Origin of the sequence: Bradyrhizobium sp. BR 10289, assembly GCF_019455385.1 — a bacterium.
Taxonomy (GTDB): domain Bacteria; phylum Pseudomonadota; class Alphaproteobacteria; order Rhizobiales; family Xanthobacteraceae; genus Bradyrhizobium.
The window spans coordinates 59356-79517 of the sequence record NZ_JACOFR010000023.1 but is presented as its reverse complement, the minus strand read 5'-3'; the positions used below and the strand labels follow the sequence as shown (position 1 = coordinate 79517).

General features: G+C 64.8%; 18 protein-coding genes. 8 read left to right on the top strand and 10 right to left on the bottom strand.

Features of this window, described 5'->3' with window-relative positions; translation table 11 throughout:
- Window positions 1-177 precede the first annotated feature (177 nt).
- The gene (locus HYH08_RS29455) at window positions 178-2271 is read right to left on the bottom strand and encodes an AsmA family protein (RefSeq protein WP_220013333.1); all 2094 of its coding nucleotides are present in this window, start codon (window positions 2269-2271) and stop codon (window positions 178-180) included.
- Window positions 2272-2506: 235 nt separating this feature from the next.
- Between HYH08_RS29455 and HYH08_RS29450 the strand changes: the two genes are divergently transcribed.
- Window positions 2507-3181: a Crp/Fnr family transcriptional regulator gene (locus tag HYH08_RS29450; protein ID WP_220013332.1), complete on the top strand. Its 675-nt coding sequence runs from the start codon at window positions 2507-2509 to the stop codon at window positions 3179-3181.
- Window positions 3182-3183: 2 nt separating this feature from the next.
- On the opposite strand, the gene HYH08_RS29445 is transcribed toward HYH08_RS29450, so the two are convergent.
- The 6 genes from HYH08_RS29445 to HYH08_RS29420 form a co-directional block, all read right to left on the bottom strand.
- Window positions 3184-3549, bottom strand: coding sequence for a DUF5615 family PIN-like protein (locus HYH08_RS29445; RefSeq protein WP_220013331.1), 366 nt, complete (start codon window positions 3547-3549; stop codon window positions 3184-3186).
- Window positions 3546-3791, bottom strand: coding sequence for a DUF433 domain-containing protein (locus HYH08_RS29440; RefSeq protein ID WP_502789027.1), 246 nt, complete (start codon window positions 3789-3791; stop codon window positions 3546-3548). The genes HYH08_RS29445 and HYH08_RS29440 overlap by 4 nt, the downstream gene beginning before the upstream one ends.
- 45 nt (window positions 3792-3836) lie before the next feature.
- On the bottom strand, window positions 3837-6980 hold the full coding sequence (locus HYH08_RS29435; RefSeq protein ID WP_220013330.1) for an efflux RND transporter permease subunit: 3144 nt from the start codon (window positions 6978-6980) through the stop codon (window positions 3837-3839).
- Window positions 6980-7909, bottom strand: a complete 930-nt coding sequence (locus HYH08_RS29430) for an RND family efflux transporter (RefSeq protein ID WP_220013329.1) — start codon at window positions 7907-7909, stop codon at window positions 6980-6982. Before HYH08_RS29430 ends, HYH08_RS29435 begins: the two co-directional genes overlap by 1 nt.
- Before the next feature lie 158 nt (window positions 7910-8067).
- Window positions 8068-8742 carry an OmpA family protein gene (locus tag HYH08_RS29425; RefSeq protein ID WP_220013328.1) on the bottom strand — a complete coding sequence of 225 codons (675 nt, stop codon included), beginning with the start codon at window positions 8740-8742 and terminating at the stop codon, window positions 8068-8070.
- Between the two features lie 147 nt (window positions 8743-8889).
- Complete coding sequence (locus tag HYH08_RS29420; RefSeq protein WP_220013327.1) at window positions 8890-10419, bottom strand: caspase family protein; 1530 nt, start codon at window positions 10417-10419, stop codon at window positions 8890-8892.
- A 385-nt stretch (window positions 10420-10804) separates the two neighbouring features.
- On the opposite strand from HYH08_RS29420, the gene HYH08_RS29415 reads away from it, so the two are divergent.
- A complete protein-coding gene (locus tag HYH08_RS29415; RefSeq protein ID WP_220013326.1) occupies window positions 10805-11611 on the top strand; it encodes an N-acyl homoserine lactonase family protein in 807 nt (268 codons plus the stop codon).
- A 46-nt stretch (window positions 11612-11657) separates the two neighbouring features.
- On the opposite strand, the gene HYH08_RS29410 is transcribed toward HYH08_RS29415, so the two are convergent.
- Entirely contained in the window at window positions 11658-12200 is a 543-nt protein-coding gene (locus tag HYH08_RS29410) for a MarR family winged helix-turn-helix transcriptional regulator (RefSeq protein WP_220013325.1), read from the bottom strand.
- A 110-nt stretch (window positions 12201-12310) separates the two neighbouring features.
- Here HYH08_RS29410 and HYH08_RS29405 point away from each other — a divergent pair, with 110 nt between their 5' ends.
- The 5 genes from HYH08_RS29405 (at window position 12311) to fahA (ending at window position 17986) form a co-directional block, all read left to right on the top strand.
- A complete protein-coding gene (locus tag HYH08_RS29405) occupies window positions 12311-13927 on the top strand; it encodes an FAD-dependent oxidoreductase (RefSeq protein ID WP_220013324.1) in 1617 nt (538 codons plus the stop codon).
- A gap of 8 nt (window positions 13928-13935) precedes the next feature.
- The gene (locus HYH08_RS29400; RefSeq protein WP_220013323.1) at window positions 13936-14172 is read left to right on the top strand and encodes a DUF2783 domain-containing protein; all 237 of its coding nucleotides are present in this window, start codon (window positions 13936-13938) and stop codon (window positions 14170-14172) included.
- An 18-nt stretch (window positions 14173-14190) separates the two neighbouring features.
- Window positions 14191-15147, top strand: a complete 957-nt coding sequence (locus tag HYH08_RS29395) for an MBL fold metallo-hydrolase (protein WP_220013322.1) — start codon at window positions 14191-14193, stop codon at window positions 15145-15147.
- Window positions 15148-15149: 2 nt separating this feature from the next.
- Entirely contained in the window at window positions 15150-16496 is a 1347-nt protein-coding gene (gene hmgA / locus HYH08_RS29390) for a homogentisate 1,2-dioxygenase (protein ID WP_220013321.1), read from the top strand.
- 224 nt (window positions 16497-16720) lie between these two features.
- Window positions 16721-17986, top strand: a complete 1266-nt coding sequence (gene fahA, locus HYH08_RS29385) for a fumarylacetoacetase (protein WP_220013320.1) — start codon at window positions 16721-16723, stop codon at window positions 17984-17986.
- A 10-nt stretch (window positions 17987-17996) separates the two neighbouring features.
- Here the strand turns inward: fahA and HYH08_RS29380 are convergent, their stop codons facing one another.
- Together HYH08_RS29380 and HYH08_RS29375 are read right to left on the bottom strand one after the other, a co-directional pair.
- On the bottom strand, window positions 17997-18308 hold the full coding sequence (locus HYH08_RS29380) for a DUF1272 domain-containing protein (RefSeq protein WP_220013319.1): 312 nt from the start codon (window positions 18306-18308) through the stop codon (window positions 17997-17999).
- Window positions 18309-18379: 71 nt separating this feature from the next.
- A complete protein-coding gene (locus HYH08_RS29375) occupies window positions 18380-18859 on the bottom strand; it encodes an Lrp/AsnC family transcriptional regulator (protein WP_220013318.1) in 480 nt (159 codons plus the stop codon).
- A 121-nt stretch (window positions 18860-18980) separates the two neighbouring features.
- On the opposite strand from HYH08_RS29375, the gene hppD reads away from it, so the two are divergent.
- A complete protein-coding gene (gene hppD, locus HYH08_RS29370; RefSeq protein ID WP_220013317.1) occupies window positions 18981-20099 on the top strand; it encodes a 4-hydroxyphenylpyruvate dioxygenase in 1119 nt (372 codons plus the stop codon).
- Window positions 20100-20162 lie beyond the last annotated feature (63 nt).

Below are 20162 nucleotides of genomic sequence, written 5' to 3'. Positions count from 1 at the left end.
CTTCTATCACAATTTGGGCCGCGGGACCGGTGGACCGGCCGGCGTGGTTACCCGTTGTGCACGCCGGGTCGGGCCGAAACAGTGCTGAATTGCCGCAGCCTCATCCGTTTGGAGGAAGCCGCCGATGGGAGGGCCGATGTAAGGGTTGGCGTGGAGTCCAGAGCGTTGGTCCGCCCGTCATCGATTGAAGAGCTGCCGCAGCACGTCGTTCATCGGCTGGCTGTCCTGCTGCGCCATCGGCGGGTTGTCGAGGGCCTGGCTTTGGCCCTGACCCTGACCTTGCGCCGAGGGCTCGGGCGAGACCAGCGGCGCCGGCCTCGACGGCCCTGCCGGCAGGCTGCGGCTGCGGCCGGTCGCAGCTCCAGTGCCCGAGCCGGACGCCGCCCCGCTGGAAAGCCCCTGCTGGATCAGATTGCCGATCGCCGCGCCCAGCGGGCCGCCGAGCAGATCGTTCTGCGCCGGCTGCTGGGCTTGCGGATTGGCGTTGCCGCCGGCCGGCGCGGTCGTGCCGCCGAGCCCGAGGTTGCCAAGGCTGCTCAGGATATTGTTGAGCCCGGCGCCGTCGGGGCCGAACAGCCCTTTGCCCATCTCGCGCAGCTTGGCATAGGCGGCATCGGGGTTATCGAGCATGCCGGCCATATCCGGATAGATCCGCGGCTGCGACCAGCTGCCCGTGATCATCACGGGGATGCCGAAGCCGACCGGCTCGTTGGTGCGGCCCTGGCCTTCGGTCGTCATCACCAGTTTCGGCTCGACGCGAAAACCCATCATCTTGGTGTCGAGCGCAATGGTGCCCGCGCCGGTTACGCGCACCAGCGGCCCGATCAGATTGAGATCGGTCGTCACGGCCTGGCCCTTGTCGATGCGGAACGAGGCCGAGAGTTGCGACAGATCCGTGCTCTGCTCCTGATTGCTGCTCTGGTTATCCTGCCAGCCCGACAGCGTGCCCGATGCCAGCGAGCGGATCATCTGCGCGACGTTGATGCCGCGGATGGCGCCGTCCTGGAAGTTGACGAAGGCGGTGCCCTGCATGTTCGCCATCAGTGCGCGCTGGCTGGTGCCGGCGCTGCGCAGCGCGAGCTTGGCCTGCAGCTTGCCGTCGATCCGGTCGAATTCGGCAAGGCCCTGCAGCAGCGGCAGCGCGCGTACGCCGACGAGGTCGGAATGCATCGCAAAGCTCGGCGCGCCGCTGGTCGCATCCAGGATCACCTCGCCCGAGACCTGGCCGCCATAGGCGCCAAGATTGGCGGTACCCGCCTTCAGCACGCCGCCGGCAAGCTTCGCATCGAGCGCCAGCGGCGCGAGACGGGCATCACCGATCACGGCCTCGTTCGCGGAGATCCGCACCTGTGCATCGACATAATTGAGTCCGGACACGTCGATCGGCGCATCGCTCCATGGCTGCCCCGGTGCTCCCTGCGGCGATCTTGCCAGCGGAATTGCGAGCCGCTGGAAGTCGAGATCGACCTTGACCAGCGGCTTGCTTGCGATGTCGACCGAGGCCCAGCCGTTGAACGCGCCGTCGCCGAGCGTGCCGTTGACGCCGTTGATCATCACGAGGTCGCCGCTCAGCCGCATCTCGGCGTGACCTGCGAGCCGGGACTTCAGCACATCAGGCATGTCGATCGCGAAATCCACCGGAATGGTCGGCCGGTCGGCAGGCGGCGCCGGTGCGATCGCCTTGATGTCGAATTTGGTCGGGTGATCGCCGACGCGCGCGGTGCCGGTGATGTTGACCTTGCGGTCGCGACTGACGACGGCATCCGCGTTGATGGCGCTGATGCTGCCCTCGATGCGGTCGCGGAGGCGCGCGAAGGCGACCTCGCCATCGGTGATCCTGACGCGGTCGATGGTTGCACCGCCAGCATCGAGCGCGAGCGGCTTCGACGAAGTGCCGGCATTCGGCAGGCGCTCACGCAGCAGCGGCTGGTAGAGCACGGGGTGGGTGACGACGAGCTCACTGATCCTCGGGCTGCCCGACCACACGCTCGCGAGCGACATGTCGGCCTGCACGCTGTCGATGGTGAGGCGCGTGATCCCGCTGCGGTCCTTGGGATCGGCAAGCGTGAGATCGTTCAGGGTGACGTTCAGCGTCGGCCACAGGCTGATCCTGGTGGTGCCGTCGATCGACAGGCGATAGCCGGTCGCGCTCTCGACGCGCGCGGCAATCGTCGAGGTCAGGAAGCCCGAGGGGATTCCGACCACGAGCAGAAGCGCGATCACGACGATGACAGCGGCGATCGCGGCACCGATGAATTTCATGGCTCTCATGTCGACTTTCCAACGACGGACGAACCGCGCCGAGCCCGGCTGCCCATCCGCCCGTTGCGCGTGAGTTTATCCCGGGACGGCAAGCCGCTCCAGCCGGTCAAAAATAGTCGGGGGGTGCTGCAAAGTTATGTGACTTATGACACACTTCTCCGGCGCGGTTTTACGCGATTCTGACGTCGGTGGTTCCAGGCGATTTGACGACGAAATCGACAAGCAAGTTCACAAGGACGTTGAAATGAGCAAGCAGGCCGAATTTGCGGTCATCCTGAAGATGAACCCGATGTTCGCCGATCTCGGCGCGGACGAGCTCCAGCGGCTGTCCAATCTCTGCCACACCCAGAATCTCGCGAATGGTGAGGTGCTGTTCCAGAAGGGCGATCCCGGCGACGCGCTGTTCGGCGTGCGTCGCGGCCAGGTCCGCATCGAGACCGGCGCCTCCGACGGCAGCCGGCTGACGCTGAATTTCATGGGCCCGGGCGATCTGTTCGGCGAGGTCGCGGTGCTCGACGGCCAGAGCCGCACCGCGGATGCGACTGCGGGCGAGGCCAGCGAATTGTTCGTGCTGCGGCGCGAGGATTTTCTCGCCTTTCTCGAGCGCGAGCCGAAGGTCGCGATCAAGATCATCGCGCTGCTCTGCCAGCGCATCCGCTGGCAGAGCGAGCGCATGGAGGAATCCATGCTGCAGCCGCTGCCGGTTCGCCTCGCACGCCGGCTCTGCGCGCTCGCCGCCGATTTCGGCTCGGAGGTGCACATCTCGCAGGAGCAGCTCGGCGTCTTCGTCGGCGCCGCCCGCGAGAGCGTCAACCGCCAGCTCCAGGCCTGGCGCAAGGAGGCGATCCTTGATCTCCAGCGCGGCCGGATCCTGCTGCGGAACATGACCAAGCTGACGGCGATCGCACGGAACGAGTAGGGTCAAGTGATCGGGAGTCTCCGTCGGCGGACGCGATCTCGGTCAATCGTGATGATGCTGCACTGAATGTCTTCCTCGGTCAGGGTAAACAGAACTTCAGCGAGTCGAGTTCTGAGATCCGCCTCTGTCCAGTCGCCGCCTCGGAAAAGAATGAGACTTGGGCTGTCGCTGCCCGCAGTGGCGATCAGTCGAGGATAGTCGAGGTCTGCCGTAACGACTGTGCGAGCCTCTTGCCGGGCGCGACCGATGATTTCAACATCGCTCGCATCATGAAGTCCGATGTCGGAGGCGTGGACGGTGTCATGCCCCGTATCCGTTAGCCAGCGCGACAGCGCTGGTGAAAGGGGCATGTCGATGAGGAATTTCACTTAGCCGGAACTGTGGGGCGCAGCTCGACGGTTTCATCCTCAACAAGGAAGGCCGCGTAGCGCAATGCTTCGTCAATGTCTTCTCGTTCAAGATACGGGTAGTCTTTCAAGACGGATTCACGGGTCTCACCGGCGGCCAGCAGGCCGAGCAGCCGCGCAACCGGAAAACGCAGCCCGCGAATACAGGGCTTGCCGGTGCAGACTGCAGGGTCGATCGTGATGCGCGTGAACGTCATGGGCATAACATAGCGCCTGCGCGCGGCTTTCGCCAGTGGTGCGCCCGGCCCTTACTCCGCCGCGGGATGCACGATGTTCTTCGGCGCCGGTAACGCTTGCGGGGCCTCGTGATGATCGGCGCCATCCGCATCCTCGCTGTGCACGATCAGCCGCTTGCCGAAGCGCCAGATCAGGGCGCCGAGATCGTCCATCACCATGAACATCGCCGGCACGAACACCAGCGACAGGATGGTCGAGAAGATCAGGCCGCCGATCACCGCGAGCGCCATCGGCGAGCGGAACTCGCCGCCGGCGCCGACCGCGAGCGCGCTCGGCATCATGCCGGCGGCCATCGCGATCGTGGTCATCACGATCGGGCGGGCGCGCTTCATGCCGGCGTCGATCATGGCTTCGTCGCGCGGCTTGCCGGCGTGGATGGATTCGATCGCGAACTCCACCAGCATGATCGCATTCTTGGTGACGATGCCCATCAGCATCAGGATGCCGATCCACACCGGCGTCGTCAGCTGCTTGCCGGTGATGAGCAGGGCCGCGATCGCGCCGCCGATCGAGAGCGGCAGCGAGAACAGGATGGTGATCGGCTGCAGGAACGTGCCGAACAGCAGCACCAGCACGGCGTAGACCATCATCAACCCGGCCGTGATCGCAGTCGCAAAACCGTCGGACAGCTCGTTGAGGCTTTCCGCATCGCCCGAGGGTGAGACCTTCACGCTCTTCGGGAGGGTCTTCATCACGGGCAGGTCGTAGATCTTCTTGGTGGCATCGCCGAGCGCGGCCGAGCCGACGAGGTCGGCGGCGACGGTCGCCTGCCGTTCGCGGTCGTAGCGATTGATGCTGGTCGGGCCCTGGTCGAGCTTGACGTCGGCGATGACCGAGAGCGGCACGCCGCCCTTCTCGCCGTGCTCGCCGAGCGGCACGCGCAACTGTTCGAGCGTCTTCAGATTGCCGCGCGCGGCATCCTCGAGCTGGACGCGGACCGGCACCAGACGGTCGCCGACGTCGAATTTGGCCAGCGCCGGCCCGACATCGCCGATGGTGGCGACGCGGATGGTCTGCGACAGGCTCTCGGTGGAGACGCCGAGGCGCGCGGCGAGGTCGGCGCGCGGTTCGACGCGCAATTCGGGCCGTTCCAGCGTGGTCTCCGAGATCACGTTGGAGATGGTCGGAATCCGCTTCATCTGCGTCGCAAGCTCGCTGGCGACGTTGTTGACGATGTTGGCGTCGACGCCGGTCACGACCAGCGAGATGGCGCGCAGGCCGTTCTCGTCGAGGAACCAGAAGCGGATGTCCGGAATGTTCTCCAGCTCCTGGCTGATCGAGAATTCCAGCTCGCGCTGGGTGATGTCGCGGTCGCCCTTCGGCGTGTAGTTGATGATCAGGGAGGCGCGCCGGACTTCCTGGGTGCCGGGTGGAACGCGGCCGCCATCGACGAAGATGCTCTTCACCTCCGGCCGCTTGCGCAGCCGCGCGACGATGTCCTCGGTGACCTTCTCGGTGTAGGCGAGCTGCGTGCCCGGCGGCAGTTCGAGCGCCAGCAGCGAGCGCGCGCTGTCCTGCGCCGGCAGGAAGCCCTGCGGCAGCAGCGTGATGCTCCAGATCGAGGCGGCGAAGATGCCGAAGCCGATCAGCACCGTGATGAAATAATGCCTCACCGACCAGGCTACGATGCGGTGGTAGGACCGCAGCACGCGCCCGGGCGGCGGCTCCTCGTGATTGCCGTGCTTGAGGAAGTAGGCGGCCAGCACCGGCGTGACGAAGCGTGCGGCCAAGAGCGAGAAGAACACCTGCACCGAGACGGTGATGCCGAACTGCTTGAAGAACTGTCCGGCGATGCCCGACATGAAGCTTGCGGGTGCGAAGATCGCGATGATGGTCAGCGAGATCGCGATCACCGCGAGGCCGATTTCGTCGGCGGCTTCCAGGGCGGCACGGTAGGGCGACTTGCCCATGTTCATGTGCCGGACGATGTTCTCGATCTCGACGATGGCGTCGTCGACGAGAATACCGGTCGACAGCGTGATGGCGAGGAAGCTGACGAGGTTGAGCGAGAAACCGAGCAGGTCCATCGCCCAAAACGCCGGGAAGATCGACAGCGGCAGCGAGATCGCGGCGATGATAGTGGCGCGCAGGTCGCGCAGGAACAGCAGCACGATCACGACGGCGAGGATGGCGCCCTCGAACAGGGTCGAGATCGCCGCTTCGTAATTGCCGTTGGTGTATTCCACCGAGGTGTCGATCAGCTTGAGGTCGACATCGGGATAGGCGGCCTTGAGCGCGTTGATGCGCTTCTGCACGGCCTCCGCCACCTTCACGTCGCTGGCGCCCTTGGAGCGCTTGATGCCGAGCGCGACGATCGGTTCGCCGTTGAAGCGGGCGAAGGTGCGGCGGTCGGCGATGGTGTCGGTGACGGTGCCGAGGTCGTCGAGCCGCACCTCGCCGCCGCCGAACAGCGGGACCATGGTGCCGGCGAGGTCGCCCAGCGTCTTGGCGCCGGCCAGCGTGCGGATCGCCTGGTCGTTCTTGCCGATCTCGGCGCGGCCGCCAGCGACGTCGACATTGGTGCCGCGCAGGCTCTGGCTGACATTGACGGCCGTCAGCCCCATCGCCTGCAGGCGGTCGGGATCGAGCGACACCAGAATCTCGCGCTCGACACCGCCGATGCGCTCGACCTGGGCGACGCCGCGCACGCCCTGCAGCGCGCGCTTGACCACGTCGTCGACGAAGTAGGAGAGCTGCTCCGGCGTCTTGCCGGGCGAGATCGCGGCATAGGTGACGATCGGAAGGCCGATCACGTCGACGCGCTGGATCAGCGGCTCGGTGACGTTCTGCGGCAGGTTCGAGCGCACGCGCGTCACGGCGTCCTTGACGTCATTGAGCGCGCGGTCGGTATTGGTCTCCAGGGCGAACTGGATGGTGGTCACCGACAACCCGTCGGTGATCGAGGAGGTGATGTGCCTGACGCCCTCGACGCCGGAGACGGCGTCTTCAACCGTCTTGGTGACCTGGGATTCGAGCTCGGCCGGCGCCGCGCCGAATTGCGACACCGCGACCGAGATCACGGGAATGTCGGCCGAAGGCAGCCGCGTCACCGCGAGCTTCACGAAGGAGGTCCAGCCGAGCACCAGCAGGATGATCGAAAACACCACCGACGGCAGCGGATGACGAATTGACCATGCCGAAATATTGAGAGCCATCAGCGTACCCGCGTGCGATCGAGTTCATCGGCGAACATGGTCTTGATCTGGTCGCCGTCATGCAGCGAAGAGCCGGCATCGGCCACGACGATTTCGCCGACGTCGAGACCTTCCAGAATTTCCGTTTGGCTGTCGGACGTCAGCCCGACCCGCACCTTGCGCGTCTCGACGATGTTGCCTTTGACGACCTGCACGGTGAGATGGTCGATCGCGGTCTTGGGAACCGCGACGCCGCAGCTGCGCTTGGCGTCGATCGAGGCGCGGGCGAACACGCCGACCTTCAGCGAAGGATTGTTGGTGACGCTGATGCGGACGCGGCCGAGCTGGGTGGCGCGATCGATCTCGGGCGCGACCAGCCGGACCCGCCCGATCAGGTCGGGCGCGTCATCGCGGCTGATGCGCACGGTGGCGCCGGCGCTGAGCTTGGGCATGTGCACGGCCGGAACCTGGGCGTCGAGCTCGATCTCGTTGTTGACGGCGATGCGGAACATCGGGCCGGCCTGCGGCGAGGCGGGCGCGCCGACGATGGTGCGCACCTCGGTGACCAAGCCCGGCGCAGACGCCTTCAGCGAGACCGGGCCCTGCGGGCCGGGGCGCTGCGGCTGGCCCGGAATCTGCGGCGGCGCGGTCAGGCGCGCCAGTTCCTGATTGTCGGTGACAACAGTGCCTTCGGTGACGAAGAGGTCGGTGACCCTTGATCCCTCCTGGTCGGCGACGACCACGGCTTCGCGGCGCGGCACGAAGAAGCCGGTGACGCGGACGAGGTCGGAGAAGCAGGCATTGGTCGACTTCGTCACGATGACCAGCGCCTCGCTCGGCGTCTCCTTCACCTCGGGGCGCTTGCGATGCTCGAACAGATAATAGCCGACGCCGAGGGCCACGACGAAGGCCACGGTTCCAACCGGCTTGAGATATTCGGAGAGGTTCATCGCCGGATCATCCTGGCCTGGCTCACGGCCGTCCGCACGAGGCCTATGACGAGCATTTCCCTGAAACAAAGCGGCGTCCCGCAAGGCTGCGGGACGCGCTTTGGACGCATGACTTTACACCACATCACGACGGGTCACTTCAACGGATTGCGTCGTGCCTACTTCGAGGCAGTGGTCTTGTTTTCCATGTTGACGACCTGCACGCGGCGATTGACCTCGGCCATCGGCTGGCTCGGGTCCTTCAGCTTGCTCTTGCCGTAGCCGACGGTGACGAGGTCGGTCGCCGAGATGCTGTACTTCTCGACAAGGTAACGCTTGATCGAATCCGCGCGGCGTTCCGACAGGTCCTGGTTGTAGGCCTCGCCGCCGGCGGCATCGGTGTGGCCGGCGACCACGAAGGTCGAGCCCTTCAGGTCGGGACTGGTCAGCGCGCGGCCGAGCGCCTGCACGGAGGGAAGCGACTTGGCGCTGATATTGGCCGAGTTGTAGTCGAAGGTGATTTCGAGATCGATGTTCGGCTTGTCCTTGGCGGCCGAGGCGATCTCCTCGCGCTCGGTCGAGGACAGCGACCGGGTCGAGCGGCCGCGCACCGACTGGATCAGCTTGGTCTCTGCCGCGTTCGGCGCGGGATCGGCCTGCGGGGCGCCGATCGACAGGCCGCGGGTCAGCGGCTTCTTCGGCGGCGGCGCCAGCGCGCGGACGATCTCGTCCTCGGTGACGTTCTTGCTGTTGCCGTCATCGCCGGCGAAGGCGGTCGAGGTCGGCAGCGACAGGGCGGCGCCGATGGTGATGATCGACAGGATTGCGGTAAGTCCTTTTGCAGCCAGTCTCATTGCCAGTCCCTCCTGCGCAGCCAGCTCGCGCGGTTCTAAAATTCGTGCTTGAGGCCCCCCGGGAAAGGCCGCCTGCGGCATCCGCTCATTAGTCTTCTGTGGGCCGCCGAGGGTTCGAGGCCTCGATCGCCTCAACTCAAAAAAATACTAGCGGACTCCGTAGCTTGCGAATTCCTGAACGATGTTCGGGTCCATCGCCTTGGCATTGGCGATGTCGAGCGCCCCTTCCTGGGCGGAGCCGTTGCGCTGCTTGGCAAGGCCCCGCCCGTAGAGCGAGGAGGTCAGGCGCGGATTGATCCGCAACGCCGCGTCGAAATCGGCGATGGCGTTCTTCACCGCGCCCGATTTCAAATTGACCAGCCCGCGGCTGTCCAGCGCATCGACGAAGTTCGGCCGCAGCCGCAGCGCCTCATTGCAATCCTTCAGCGCGCCCTGGAGGTCGCCGACCACCGTGCGGGTCCAGCAGCGGTTGTTCAGCGCCTCGACGTCCTTCGAGTTGATCCGGAGCGTGTCGTCGAAATCCTTGATGGCGAGGCCGTAGGCACCCTTGCTGGCATAGACCTGGCCGCGCCGGTACAGCGCGTTCACGTCATCCGGGTTGGCCGCGATCTTGGCGGTCAGGCCCTTGATGGTGGGATCTTCCGCCAGCACAGACGCGCTCGGCCCGCTATCTGCGCTCGGCGGCGGGAGGACCGGCTCGACCGGCTTCACCGGCGGTGGCGCCGGCGGCAGGGCGGCCTCGATCTGCGGCTTCGGCGACGGGGCCGGTGCGGGCGGAGGGGGAGGCGCAGGCGCTGCAACCGTGTCGGCCGGCTTCGGTGCCGGAGGGGGTGACGGCGGCGCGGGTGGTGCCGGCGGCGGGTTGTTCGCGACCACCGGCGGGGCGGGAGGCGGCGGCGCCGATGCTGACGGGCGCGACCCGGCCGCACCCGGAATGAACGAGAAATCCTCGGCCAAAGAAGAGGATATCCACGGCACCTGCTCGCCGCGCGAGGCGCGGGTGACGCCCATCTTGGTGCGGTTCAGCGTCTCCTCGGCCATCAGGTCGGGGACACGGATTTCCTTGAGCAATTCCTGCACGAACAGGCTGTGCTCGCCGCCGGCATCCGAGACGACAGAGGCCAGCGCCGCCGAATACATCACCAGCGTGCCGTTCGGCGCGATGACGGGGGTGAGGCCCGCCGAGAAGCTGCGGAACCGGCGCTCGAACGGATTGCGCCTGGAAGCGTCGATCAGCGCGATCTTGACGCCGGCGCCGCGGGTGTTGAGCTCGCCAAGCACGGTCTCGAGGCTGAAGCCGTCGCGGCGCACGTCGGATTCGGTCCAGATCTGCGCATCGATCGGCAGCATGTAGCTCTGGCGCGCCGACTGGATGCCGAAGCCGCTGAAGAACACCAGCGCCACCGAGCCCGGCTTGATCTTGCTGTAGAGCTTGTCGAAGGCGCGGCGCATGCCGTCGCCGGTCAGGTTCTCGCCGGTATCCACGTTAAAGCCGTCGCGCTTGAGCTCGTCGGCGACGTCGCGCGCGTCGTTGATGGGTTCCTTCAGCGGGGCATCCGCGTCCGGATATTTGGCGTTGCCGATGACCAGCGCATAACGATCACCGGCGGCCAGGGATGGCGCGGCCGGGACAAGCGAAACGAGCAGGGGCAGAAGACAAAGGAAGCGAATTTTCATAATCAGCGCGGTCCAGCCAAAAAGGCGCCGTTACCAGCTTGCGCCGCGGCGACCTTAACTTACGCAATGTGCATTATCAAACCGGGGAGAGGGGGCGTCAACTGCTTGGAGATTCGGCGTTATTGCGACGATTGACCGCGACACGGAGGTACATGGCGAGGGGAATAAACGGACAGTCACGGGTGCACTCGAGGCCATCTGGTTGGGCATTGCGCTCGCCATGTTTGGGCGCTCATGTCTTAGGGCAGTTATGGCGACGATAGTGTGATTGGTCTCACATGACTGGTCTGTTCCCGTCACAACGTGCGGTGTTTGACCTTTGCGGCGGACAATGGCTTGGTGCGTGCAATCGTCCCGCAAGATCCAACCATAGAAAAGCAAGACCATGGGAAACGCTTACGAAATCTACGCCCTGCGCTATGCGACGATGTCGCCGCGCACCCCCAGCATGAATTTTCTGGCGCCCGATCCGCATGACAGCGCGGCGCAGGACCTCGACTACTTCGTTTGGCTGATCCGGGGGCACGGCCGCGACATCCTGGTCGATACCGGTTTCAACGCCGAGGAGGCGAGCGCGCGGGCGCGCAAGCTGACGCTCAATCCGGTCGATGCGCTGGAACGCTTCGGCGTCACGGCTTCGAGCATCCGCGACATCATCGTGACGCATCTGCATTACGACCACGCCGGCAATCTCGACCGCTTCCCGAACGCGCGCTTCCATCTCCAGGAGCGCGAGATGGCCTACGCGACCGGCCGCTGCATGTGCAACGGCCTGTTGCGACATCCATTCTCGGTCGAGCACGTCACCCAGATGGTGCGCCATGTCTATGGCGAACGCGTCACCTTCCATTCCGGCGACGGTGAGATCGCGCCCGGTGTCACCGTGCACCGCGTGGGCGGCCATTCGGACGGTCTGCAGGTGGTCAAGGTCGAGACCGCGCGCGGACCGGTGGTGCTGGCCTCCGACGCCGCGCATTATTACGCCAATCTCCAGCGCAGGAGCCCGTTTCCGATCGTCTATAATGTCGGCGACATGGCAGTGGGCTGGGAGACGATCGAGCGGCTCGCGGGGCATCCCGACAGGTTTATCCCCGGCCATGATCCGATCGTGACGGAGATCTATCCGCGCGCAAGCGACAAGGTCGATGCCTGGGCGCTGCATCAGCCGCCGACGCGGTCCTTTGCGAAATAGAAGCCGTCATTCCGGGGCGCGCGTAGCGCGAACCCGGAATCCATTGCTAATACGCCTGTTTCGCGTCCGCCTCTTCGCTGGTCTGGATCAGATCGAGGCTCTGCTCGATCTTGCCGAGCAGGGCCGAGAGCTGCTTGCGCTCCTGCGTAGACAGGCAGGCGAGGATCTCGTCCTCCCGCCGCAGCAATCGCGGGAACAGCTCCTCGTAGAGCGCGCGGCCCTTCTTCGTCAGTTGCAGGCGGAATTCGCGGCGGTCGGCTTCGTTCTCGACCCGCTCGATCAATTGCTCGTTGAGCAGCGTCGTCACCGCGCGGCTGATGGTGGATTTGTGCGTGCGCGTGCATTGCGAGATGTATTGCGCGCTGCAGGCATCGTTGCGGAAGCCGAGCGTTGCGATCACGCGCCAGGCCGGAATGTCGAGACCGTGACGCTCCTGATATTCGACGGCGAGTGCGGAACTCACCTCCGCGGCGAGCCTGTTGAGGCGAAACGGCACGAACCTGAACAGGTCTAGCCGCGCCTTCGGCCGCGCTGAAGCCTCGTGAGTCTCGCGTGCCTTCAGAGCGATGTCGCTGGATGTCCTCACCAAGGCTTGCGCTCCGAATTCCAGTTGACGGCCGGCCGGCTCAGGTCCAAAATAGTTGCACGTGAGACTATCTAGCAGGTCAGTCCCCTCCTGACCAGAGCCGAGGTTAGTGTATGGCGCCGGCCAATACGCATCAGGCCAAAACCCAGTTCGGCTATCGCCGTCATCCCGATCAGGACCGCCCCGGCCAGAGCCCGGCCGAGCATCCGGTCGTGATTGTCGGCGCCGGCCCGGTCGGGCTGTCGCTGGCGATTGATCTCGCCCAGCGCGGCCAGCGCGTCGTCCTTCTGGACGATGCCGACCGCATCGGTGAAGGCTCGCGCGCGATCTGCTTCTCGAAGCGCTCGCTGGAATATTGGGACCGGCTCGGCGTCGCTGATCGCATGGCCGACAAGGGCGTGGTGTGGAGCGTCGGCCGCATCTTTCACGGCGAGTCCCAGCTCTACCAGTTCAACCTGCTGCCGGAGGACGGTCACAAGCGGCCGGCCTTCATCAACCTGCAGCAATATTACGCAGAAGCCTATCTGGTGGATCGCGTCAGCGATCTGCCCGCAATCGATTTGCGTTGGCGCAACAAGGTGACGGCGCTGGAGCAACGCAACGATTCCGCCCTGCTGACGATCGAGACGCCCGAGGGCACCTATCGCCTGCACGCGCAATATGTCATCGCCTGCGATGGCGCGCGCTCCTCGCTGCGGCAGATGGTCGGCGCCGAGTTCGCGGGACAGGTGTTCGAGGATCAGTTCCTGATCGCCGACGTCAAGATGACGGCGGAATTCCCGACCGAGCGCTGGTTCTGGTTCGATCCGCCGTTTCATGCCGGGCGCTCAGCGCTGCTGCATCGCCAGCCCGACGACGTCTGGCGCATCGACCTTCAGCTCAATCGCTACGCAGATCCCGTTGTCGAGAAAAAGCCGGAGAACGTACGGCCGCGGATTGCGCGCATGCTCGGGCATGACAAGTTCGAGTTCGAGTGGATCTCGCTCTATAAATTTCAGTGCCGTCGCATGGATCGCTTCATCCATGGCCGCGTGATCTTCGCCGGCGATTCCGCGCACCAGGTTTCGCCCTTTGGCGCACGCGGCGCCAACTCGGGACTCGAAGACGCCGAGAACCTCTCGTGGAAGCTCGACCGCGTGCTGCGCGGCACCTCGCCCGCGAGTCTGCTCGAGAGCTACCATGTCGAGCGGAGCTTTGCCGCCGACGAGAATATTCGCGAGTCCACCCGCTCGACCGACTTCATGGCGCCGAACTCGCACCAGGAGGCGCGATTGCGCAAGGCGGTGCTGTCGCTGGCGAAGGAGACCGAGTTCGGCAAGCGCATGGTCAATGGCGGCCGGCTCTCGGTGCCGTGCAGCTATGATACGCCGCTGTCATCGCCCGATGCAGATACCTGGCGCGGTGGGCCATCGCCGGGCTGCTCCATGCTCGATGCGCCCATTGGCGAGCAGGTCTATCTGACGGATGCCTTCCGCAAGGGTGGAACGGACTTTACGCTGCTGTCGTTCAGCAATGGCGCGGCGATCGATGCGCCCGATGGTGTGAAGGAGATCCGCATCGGCGGTGAGGGCGGTTTGGCCGATCCCTCGGGCCTCGTCGCCAAACGCTACGACGCCGAGCCTGATACGGCCTATCTGCTCAGGCCCGACGGCTATGTCGCGGCGCGGTTCCGTCATCCAACGCGCGCCGGCGTAACGACCGCGCTGTCGCGGGCCGCAGGTCTGAATTGAGGTTTCATATGCCGCTTTCGACCAGCTCCAACTTCGCGCGGCCCGACGATGCCTTTCGCGCCATCGTCGAGGCGCATCGGGGCCTCACTGATGAGCAGAGCGCGGATTTCGACGCGGCGCTGGTCCTGATCCTCGCCAACCATATCGGCGATATCGACGTGCTCAGGGACGCGCTCGTGCTGGCGAAGCGCCGCATGATCGATGGCCAGCAACAGCAACAGCAACAACAACAACAACAGCAATAACCTCGTAAGGATGAATTGATGGCGAAGAACTTCGCATCCACCGGCGATCTCGCTGAAAAGAAGATCACCTTCTCCGAGATCGGCACCGATCTCTACGCCTTCACCGCCGAAGGCGATCCGAACACGGCTGTGATCGTCGGCGACGATGGCTGCCTGGTGTTCGATGCGCAGGCAACGCCGGCGATGGCGAACAAGGTGATCGAGCGCGTCAAGGCGGTGACCGACAAGCCGATCAAATATGTCGTGCTGTCGCATTATCACGCTGTGCGCGTGCTGGGCGCCTCCGCCTACAAGGCGCAAGGCATCGTCGCCTCGCAGGAGACGTATCGGCTGATCGAGGAGCGCGGCCAGCAGGATTGGGATTCCGAGTATGGCCGCTTCCCGCGGCTGTTCCAGGATGCCGCCAGCATTCCCGGCCTCACCTGGCCGACGCTGACCTTCGAAGGCGAGATGTCGATCTATCTCGGTAAGCGCGAGGTGCGTTTGATGCAGCTTGGCGCCGGCCACACTTCCGGCGACATCGTCGCCTGGGTGCCGGATGCCGAAGTCATGTTCTCCGGCGACCTGATCGAATATCACTCGGCCTGCTATTGCGGCGACGCTCACTTGCGCGAATGGCCGCTGACGCTGAACGAGATCCGCAATTTCAATCCCAAGGCGATCGCGCCGGGCCGCGGCGACGCGCTGAAGGGCACCGCCACGGTGCGCGAAGCCATCGCGATGACGCGCGACTTCGTCACCTCGCTCTATGGCGCCGCCGAAATCTCGGTCGCCAGGGGGCGCAGCTTAAAGGAATCGATGGCGGCGACGCGCGAGGTGATGGACCCGAAATTTTCCAGCTTCGCCATCTACGAGCACTGCCTGCCGTTCAACGTGTCGCGCGCTTACGACGAAGCGTCGGGCATCGACGATCCCGTCATCTGGACCGACAAGCGCGACCAGGAAATGTGGGCGGCCCTGCAAGGAGGAGGATAGTCATGAACATCAATACCTCGCCCGATCAGATCATCCGCAGCTCGGCGCAGGTGACGCCGGGCTACATGTCCGGCTTCGGCAACAGTTTTGAGACCGAGGCGCTGCCCGGCGCGCTGCCGATCGGCCGCAATTCGCCGCAGCGCTGCGCCTATGGGCTCTATGCCGAGCAGCTTTCGGGCTCGCCCTTCACCGCGCCGCGGGGCACCAACGAGCGCTCCTGGCTCTACCGTATCCGTCCCTCCGTGAAGCACTCCGGCCGCTTCGAGAAAGTCGATGCCGGGCTCTGGCGCTCGGCGCCGTGCCATGAATACGATCTGCCGATCGCGCAACTGCGCTGGGATCCGGCACCGATCCCGAAGGAAGACATGACCTTCCTTCAGGGCGTACAGACCATGACCACTGCTGGTGATGTCAACACGCAGGCCGGCATGGCCGCGCATGTCTACCTCATCACCAAGTCGATGGTGGACCAGCATTTCTACAATGCCGACGGCGAGCTGATGTTCGTGCTTCAGCAGGGCAATCTTCGTCTCGTCACCGAGTTCGGCCGCATCGATGCCGAGCCCGGCGAGATCGTGGTGATCCCGCGCGGCGTCAAGTTCCGCGTCGAGATTCCGAACGGCCCGGCGCGCGGCTATCTCTGCGAGAACTATGGCGGCGCCTTTACGCTGCCGGAGCGCGGGCCGATCGGCGCCAACTGCCTCGCCAATGCGCGGGACTTCCTCACCCCGGTCGCGCATTACGAGGACAAGGACACGCCGACCGAGCTGTTCGTGAAATGGGGCGGATCGCTGTTCAAGACGACATTGCCGCACTCGCCGATCGACGTGGTCGCCTGGCACGGCAATTACGCACCCTACAAATATGATCTGCGCACGTTCTCGCCGGTCGGCGCGATCGGATTCGACCATCCCGATCCCTCGATCTTCACGGTGCTGACCTCGCCGTCGGAGACCGCGGGCACCGCGAATATCGACTTCGTCATTTTCCCCGAGCGCTGGATGGTCGCCGACAACACCTTCCGTCCGCCCTGGTACCACATGAACATCATGAGCGAGTTCATGGGACTGATCTACGGCGTCTATGACGCGAAGCCGCAGGGCTTCGTCCCCGGTGGCATCTCCCTGCACAATTGTATGCTGCCGCACGGCCCCGACCGCGACGCCTTCGAGCACGCCAGCAATGGCGAGTTGAAGCCGGTGAAGCTCACGGGCACCATGGCCTTCATGTTCGAGACCCGCTACCCGCAGCGCGTGACGGCGCACGCCGCGAAGTCGTCGACGCTGCAGGACGATTACGCGGATTGCTGGAAAGGCCTGGAGAAGCGCTTCGATCCGAACAGGCCGTGACGTTCTTACCCTCTCCCCTTGTGGGAGAGGGTGGCATAGGCGGCCTCCGGCCGCCGTTTCCTAAGAACGCCGATGCTTTGCATCGGCTATCGCGAAGCGGCGAGACGGGTGAGGGGTTCCCTACCGAGAGCATCTCTCATTGGACGCGCGGATAGAACCCATCATCCGGCGCTTCGCGCCACCTTCTCCTACAGGGGGAGGAGGAAGAAAGAATAGAGTCGCAAGTGACAACCCACCCCAACCTCCGCTCCTTCATCGACGTCGATCCCGCCTCCGATTTCCCGATCCAGAACCTGCCCTACGGCGTGTTCTCGACCGCGGCCAATCCGACGCCGCGCGTGGGCGTTGCGATCGGCGATTATGTCCTCGATCTCTGGGAGCTCGAGCAGGACTCGCGGCTCGATGTCGGGCCGCTCGGCGTGTTTTCCTCGGCCTCGCTCAACGCCTTCATGGCGCTCGGGCCGAAAGTCTGGAGCAAGACCCGCGCGCGGATCAGCGAGCTGTTGCGGCACGATCATCCGGAGCTGCGCGATAACGAGGAGCTGCGCAAGCAGGCGCTGGTGCCGATGCGCGATGCGAAACTGCATCTGCCCTTCGCGGTCTCCGGCTACACCGATTTCTATTCGTCCAAAGAGCACGCCACCAATGTCGGCGTGATGTTCCGCGGCAAGGACAATGCGCTGCAGCCGAACTGGCTGCACATGCCGATCGCCTATAACGGTCGCGCCTCCACCGTCGTGGTGTCAGGCACCAAGGTGAAGCGGCCGCGCGGACAGCTGAAGCCGCCGAATGTAGAGGTGCCGAGCTTTGCCCCCTGCAAGCGGCTCGATTTCGAGCTGGAGATGGGCGTCGTGGTCGGTCAGCCCTCGCCGATCGGCGGCATGCTCTCGGAGCAACAGGCCGAGGAGATGATCTTCGGCTTCGTGCTGCTCAACGACTGGAGCGCGCGCGACATCCAGCAATGGGAATATGTGCCGTTGGGGCCGTTCCTCGCAAAAGCGTTCGCGACCTCGATCAGCCCGTGGGTGGTGACGCGCGAGGCGCTCGAGCCGTTCCGCCTGAAGGGCCCGGAGCAGGAGCCGGTGCCGCTCGACTATCTCAAGCAGGGCAAGCCGCAGAACTACGACGTCGAGCTCGACGTCTCCTTGCGTGCCTCAGGCAGCAATGCGCCCGCCAGCATCAGCCGCACCAATTTCAAATACATGTACTGGTCCTCGGTGCAGCAGCTGATGCACCACGCCTCCTCCGGCTGCGCCATGAATGTCGGCGATCTCCTCGGCAGCGGCACCATCTCCGGTCCGGAGAAGAACCAGCGCGGCAGTCTGTTGGAGATCAGCTGGAACGGCACCGAGCCGGTGGAATTGCCCGGTGGCGTCAAGCGCTCCTTCCTGGAAGACGGCGACAGCCTCGTGATGCGCGGCTGGTGCCAGGGCAACGGCTATCGCGTCGGCTTCGGCGAGGTGGAGGGGACGATTCTGGCGGCGGAGTGATTCGCCGGACCTACCGCCGCTCCGGCGGCACGTCCTTGATCCGCGCGCAATGCGCCGCGATGTCCTCCAGGCTGTACTTCAGATGCACGCGCTTGTCCGACGGCGCCTGCTTGCTCGTGCACACGCCCGGGCGCCATTCCTGCGTCGGCCTGATTGGGCGCGGCGCGAAGCCGCCGCCGCAGTTCGGGCAGACGTTGGAGAGCTTCGTCTCCACGCAGTCCGCACAGAATGTGCATTCATAGGAGCAGATCCGCGCATCGGTTGCGTCAAGCGGCAGGTCGCGATCGCAATATTCGCAGTTCGGTCGTAGCTGGAGGGCCATGGCTGAATCTCCTGATGGCCATGATCATCGCAGATCACGCGCGCAGCGCGAATGGCGCAGTTCCCTCGATTTCAGCCAGTCTTCAGCTCCTTCAGCGGCAGCTTCGAGCTCTCCTTGAGACGATCGAGCACGATCGAGGAGCGCACATGCGCCACGCTCTGGTGCGGCATCAAGACGTCGTTGACGAGGTTGGAGAGGCCCTTGAGATCGCGCAGCACGGCCTTGAGCACGTAATCGGCGTCGCCGGTGAGCGAATAGGCTTCCTGGATTTCGTCGATCCGATTGACCAGCGTACGGAATCGTTTGGAGTTGTCCGGCGAGTGGGTCGCGAGTCCCACCTGGATGAAGGCGATCACGCCGAAGCCGAGCGCCTCGCTGGAGAGGTCGGCGTGATAGCCCGCGATCACCTTCTCCTCCTCCAGCCGCATCCGCCGCCGCGAGCATTGCGAGGCCGAGAGCCCGGCGAGGTCGGCGAGCTCCTGGTTGGTCAGGCGGCCATCGTCCTGCAGCGCGGTGAGGATCTTGAGGTCGAAGGCATCCACCGAAATCATGCGTCTTTTGCCCATTGTGTGCACGGATCGTGCATATAATAGCCAAACGCCGTCCCGTTTGCACGCTCCTTGCGCCGCTGATGAAGGATAGTTCTTCCCAGCAGCAATCTGGGAGAACACCATGGGTCCGTTTCCGCACGATGCACCGCCGGCCACGATCAGCGCCGACAATCCGATGGGCACTGACGGGTTCGAGTTCGTCGAATACGCGCACCCCAATCCGGCAGAGCTGCACGCGCTGTTCAAGCTGATGGGCTACGCCCCCGTCGCGCGCCACAAGACCAAGGCAATCACGGTCTATCGCCAGGGCGACATCAACTATCTCGTCAACGAGCAGCCCGGCACCCACGGCACCGATTTCGTCGCAGCGCACGGCCCTTGCGCGCCGTCGATGGCGTTTCGCGTCGTCGATGCCAAGGCGGCCTATGACCGTGCCATCTCGCTCGGTGCCGAACCGGCCGATGTGTCATCGGCGCAGAAGACGCTCGATGTGCCCGCGATCAAGGGCATCGGCGGCAGCCTGCTCTATTTCGTCGATCGCTATGGTGCCAAGGGCTCGGCCTATGACGCCGAGTTCGAATGGCTCGGTGCACGCGATCCGCGGCCGGTCGGGGCCGGCCTGTTCTATCTCGACCACCTCACCCACAACGTCCATCGCGGCCGCATGGATGTCTGGACCGGCTTCTACGCCAAACTCTTCAACTTCCGCCAGATCCGCTTCTTCGACATCGAGGGCCGCGCCTCCGGTCTGTTCTCGCGCGCGCTGACCAGCCCCGACGGCAAGATCCGGATTCCGATCAACGAGGATGCCGGCGATTCCGGCCAGATCGAGGAATATCTGAACACCTATCGCGGCGAAGGCATCCAGCACATCGCCTGCGGTTGCCGCGACATCCACGCCACCATCGAGGGCCTGCGCGCGGCGGGCCTGCCGTTCATGCCATCGCCGCCCGACACCTATTTCGAGAAGATCGACGCGCGGCTGCCCAAGCATGGCGAGGACGTCCCCCGCCTGCAGAAGAACGGTATCCTGATCGACGGCGAAGGCGTGGTCGACGGCGGCCAGACCAAGGTGCTGCTGCAGATCTTCTCCGCCAACGCGATCGGCCCGATCTTCTTCGAGTTCATCCAGCGCAAGGGCGACGACGGCTTTGGCGAGGGCAATTTCAAGGCCCTGTTCGAGTCGATCGAGGAGGACCAGATCCGGCGCGGGGTGCTGAAGGTGGAGAACGCAGCGTAAGCCGCAAGCACGCTGCCGTAGGGTGGGCAAAGGCGCACTTGCGCCGTGCCCACGATCTCTCTC

What these genes read in the sequence shown, in the direction of transcription:
- HYH08_RS29395 (WP_220013322.1), top strand. Translation starts at nt 14,191, where the DNA reads ATGGCGAAGAACTTCGCATCCACCGGCGATCTCGCTGAAAAGAAGATC.
- HYH08_RS29400 (WP_220013323.1), top strand. Translation starts at nt 13,936, where the DNA reads ATGCCGCTTTCGACCAGCTCCAACTTCGCGCGGCCCGACGATGCCTTT.
- HYH08_RS29375 (WP_220013318.1), bottom strand. Translation starts at nt 18,859, where the DNA reads ATGATTTCGGTGGATGCCTTCGACCTCAAGATCCTCACCGCGCTGCAG.
- HYH08_RS29425 (WP_220013328.1), bottom strand. Translation starts at nt 8,742, where the DNA reads ATGAGACTGGCTGCAAAAGGACTTACCGCAATCCTGTCGATCATCACC.
- HYH08_RS29380 (WP_220013319.1), bottom strand. Translation starts at nt 18,308, where the DNA reads ATGGCCCTCCAGCTACGACCGAACTGCGAATATTGCGATCGCGACCTG.
- HYH08_RS29440 (WP_502789027.1), bottom strand. Translation starts at nt 3,791, where the DNA reads ATGCCCATGACGTTCACGCGCATCACGATCGACCCTGCAGTCTGCACC.
- HYH08_RS29455 (WP_220013333.1), bottom strand. Translation starts at nt 2,271, where the DNA reads ATGAGAGCCATGAAATTCATCGGTGCCGCGATCGCCGCTGTCATCGTC.
- hmgA (WP_220013321.1), top strand. Translation starts at nt 15,150, where the DNA reads ATGAACATCAATACCTCGCCCGATCAGATCATCCGCAGCTCGGCGCAG.
- HYH08_RS29450 (WP_220013332.1), top strand. Translation starts at nt 2,507, where the DNA reads ATGAGCAAGCAGGCCGAATTTGCGGTCATCCTGAAGATGAACCCGATG.
- HYH08_RS29405 (WP_220013324.1), top strand. Translation starts at nt 12,311, where the DNA reads ATGGCGCCGGCCAATACGCATCAGGCCAAAACCCAGTTCGGCTATCGC.
- HYH08_RS29430 (WP_220013329.1), bottom strand. Translation starts at nt 7,909, where the DNA reads ATGAACCTCTCCGAATATCTCAAGCCGGTTGGAACCGTGGCCTTCGTC.
- HYH08_RS29420 (WP_220013327.1), bottom strand. Translation starts at nt 10,419, where the DNA reads ATGAAAATTCGCTTCCTTTGTCTTCTGCCCCTGCTCGTTTCGCTTGTC.
- hppD (WP_220013317.1), top strand. Translation starts at nt 18,981, where the DNA reads ATGGGTCCGTTTCCGCACGATGCACCGCCGGCCACGATCAGCGCCGAC.
- HYH08_RS29435 (WP_220013330.1), bottom strand. Translation starts at nt 6,980, where the DNA reads ATGGCTCTCAATATTTCGGCATGGTCAATTCGTCATCCGCTGCCGTCG.
- HYH08_RS29415 (WP_220013326.1), top strand. Translation starts at nt 10,805, where the DNA reads ATGGGAAACGCTTACGAAATCTACGCCCTGCGCTATGCGACGATGTCG.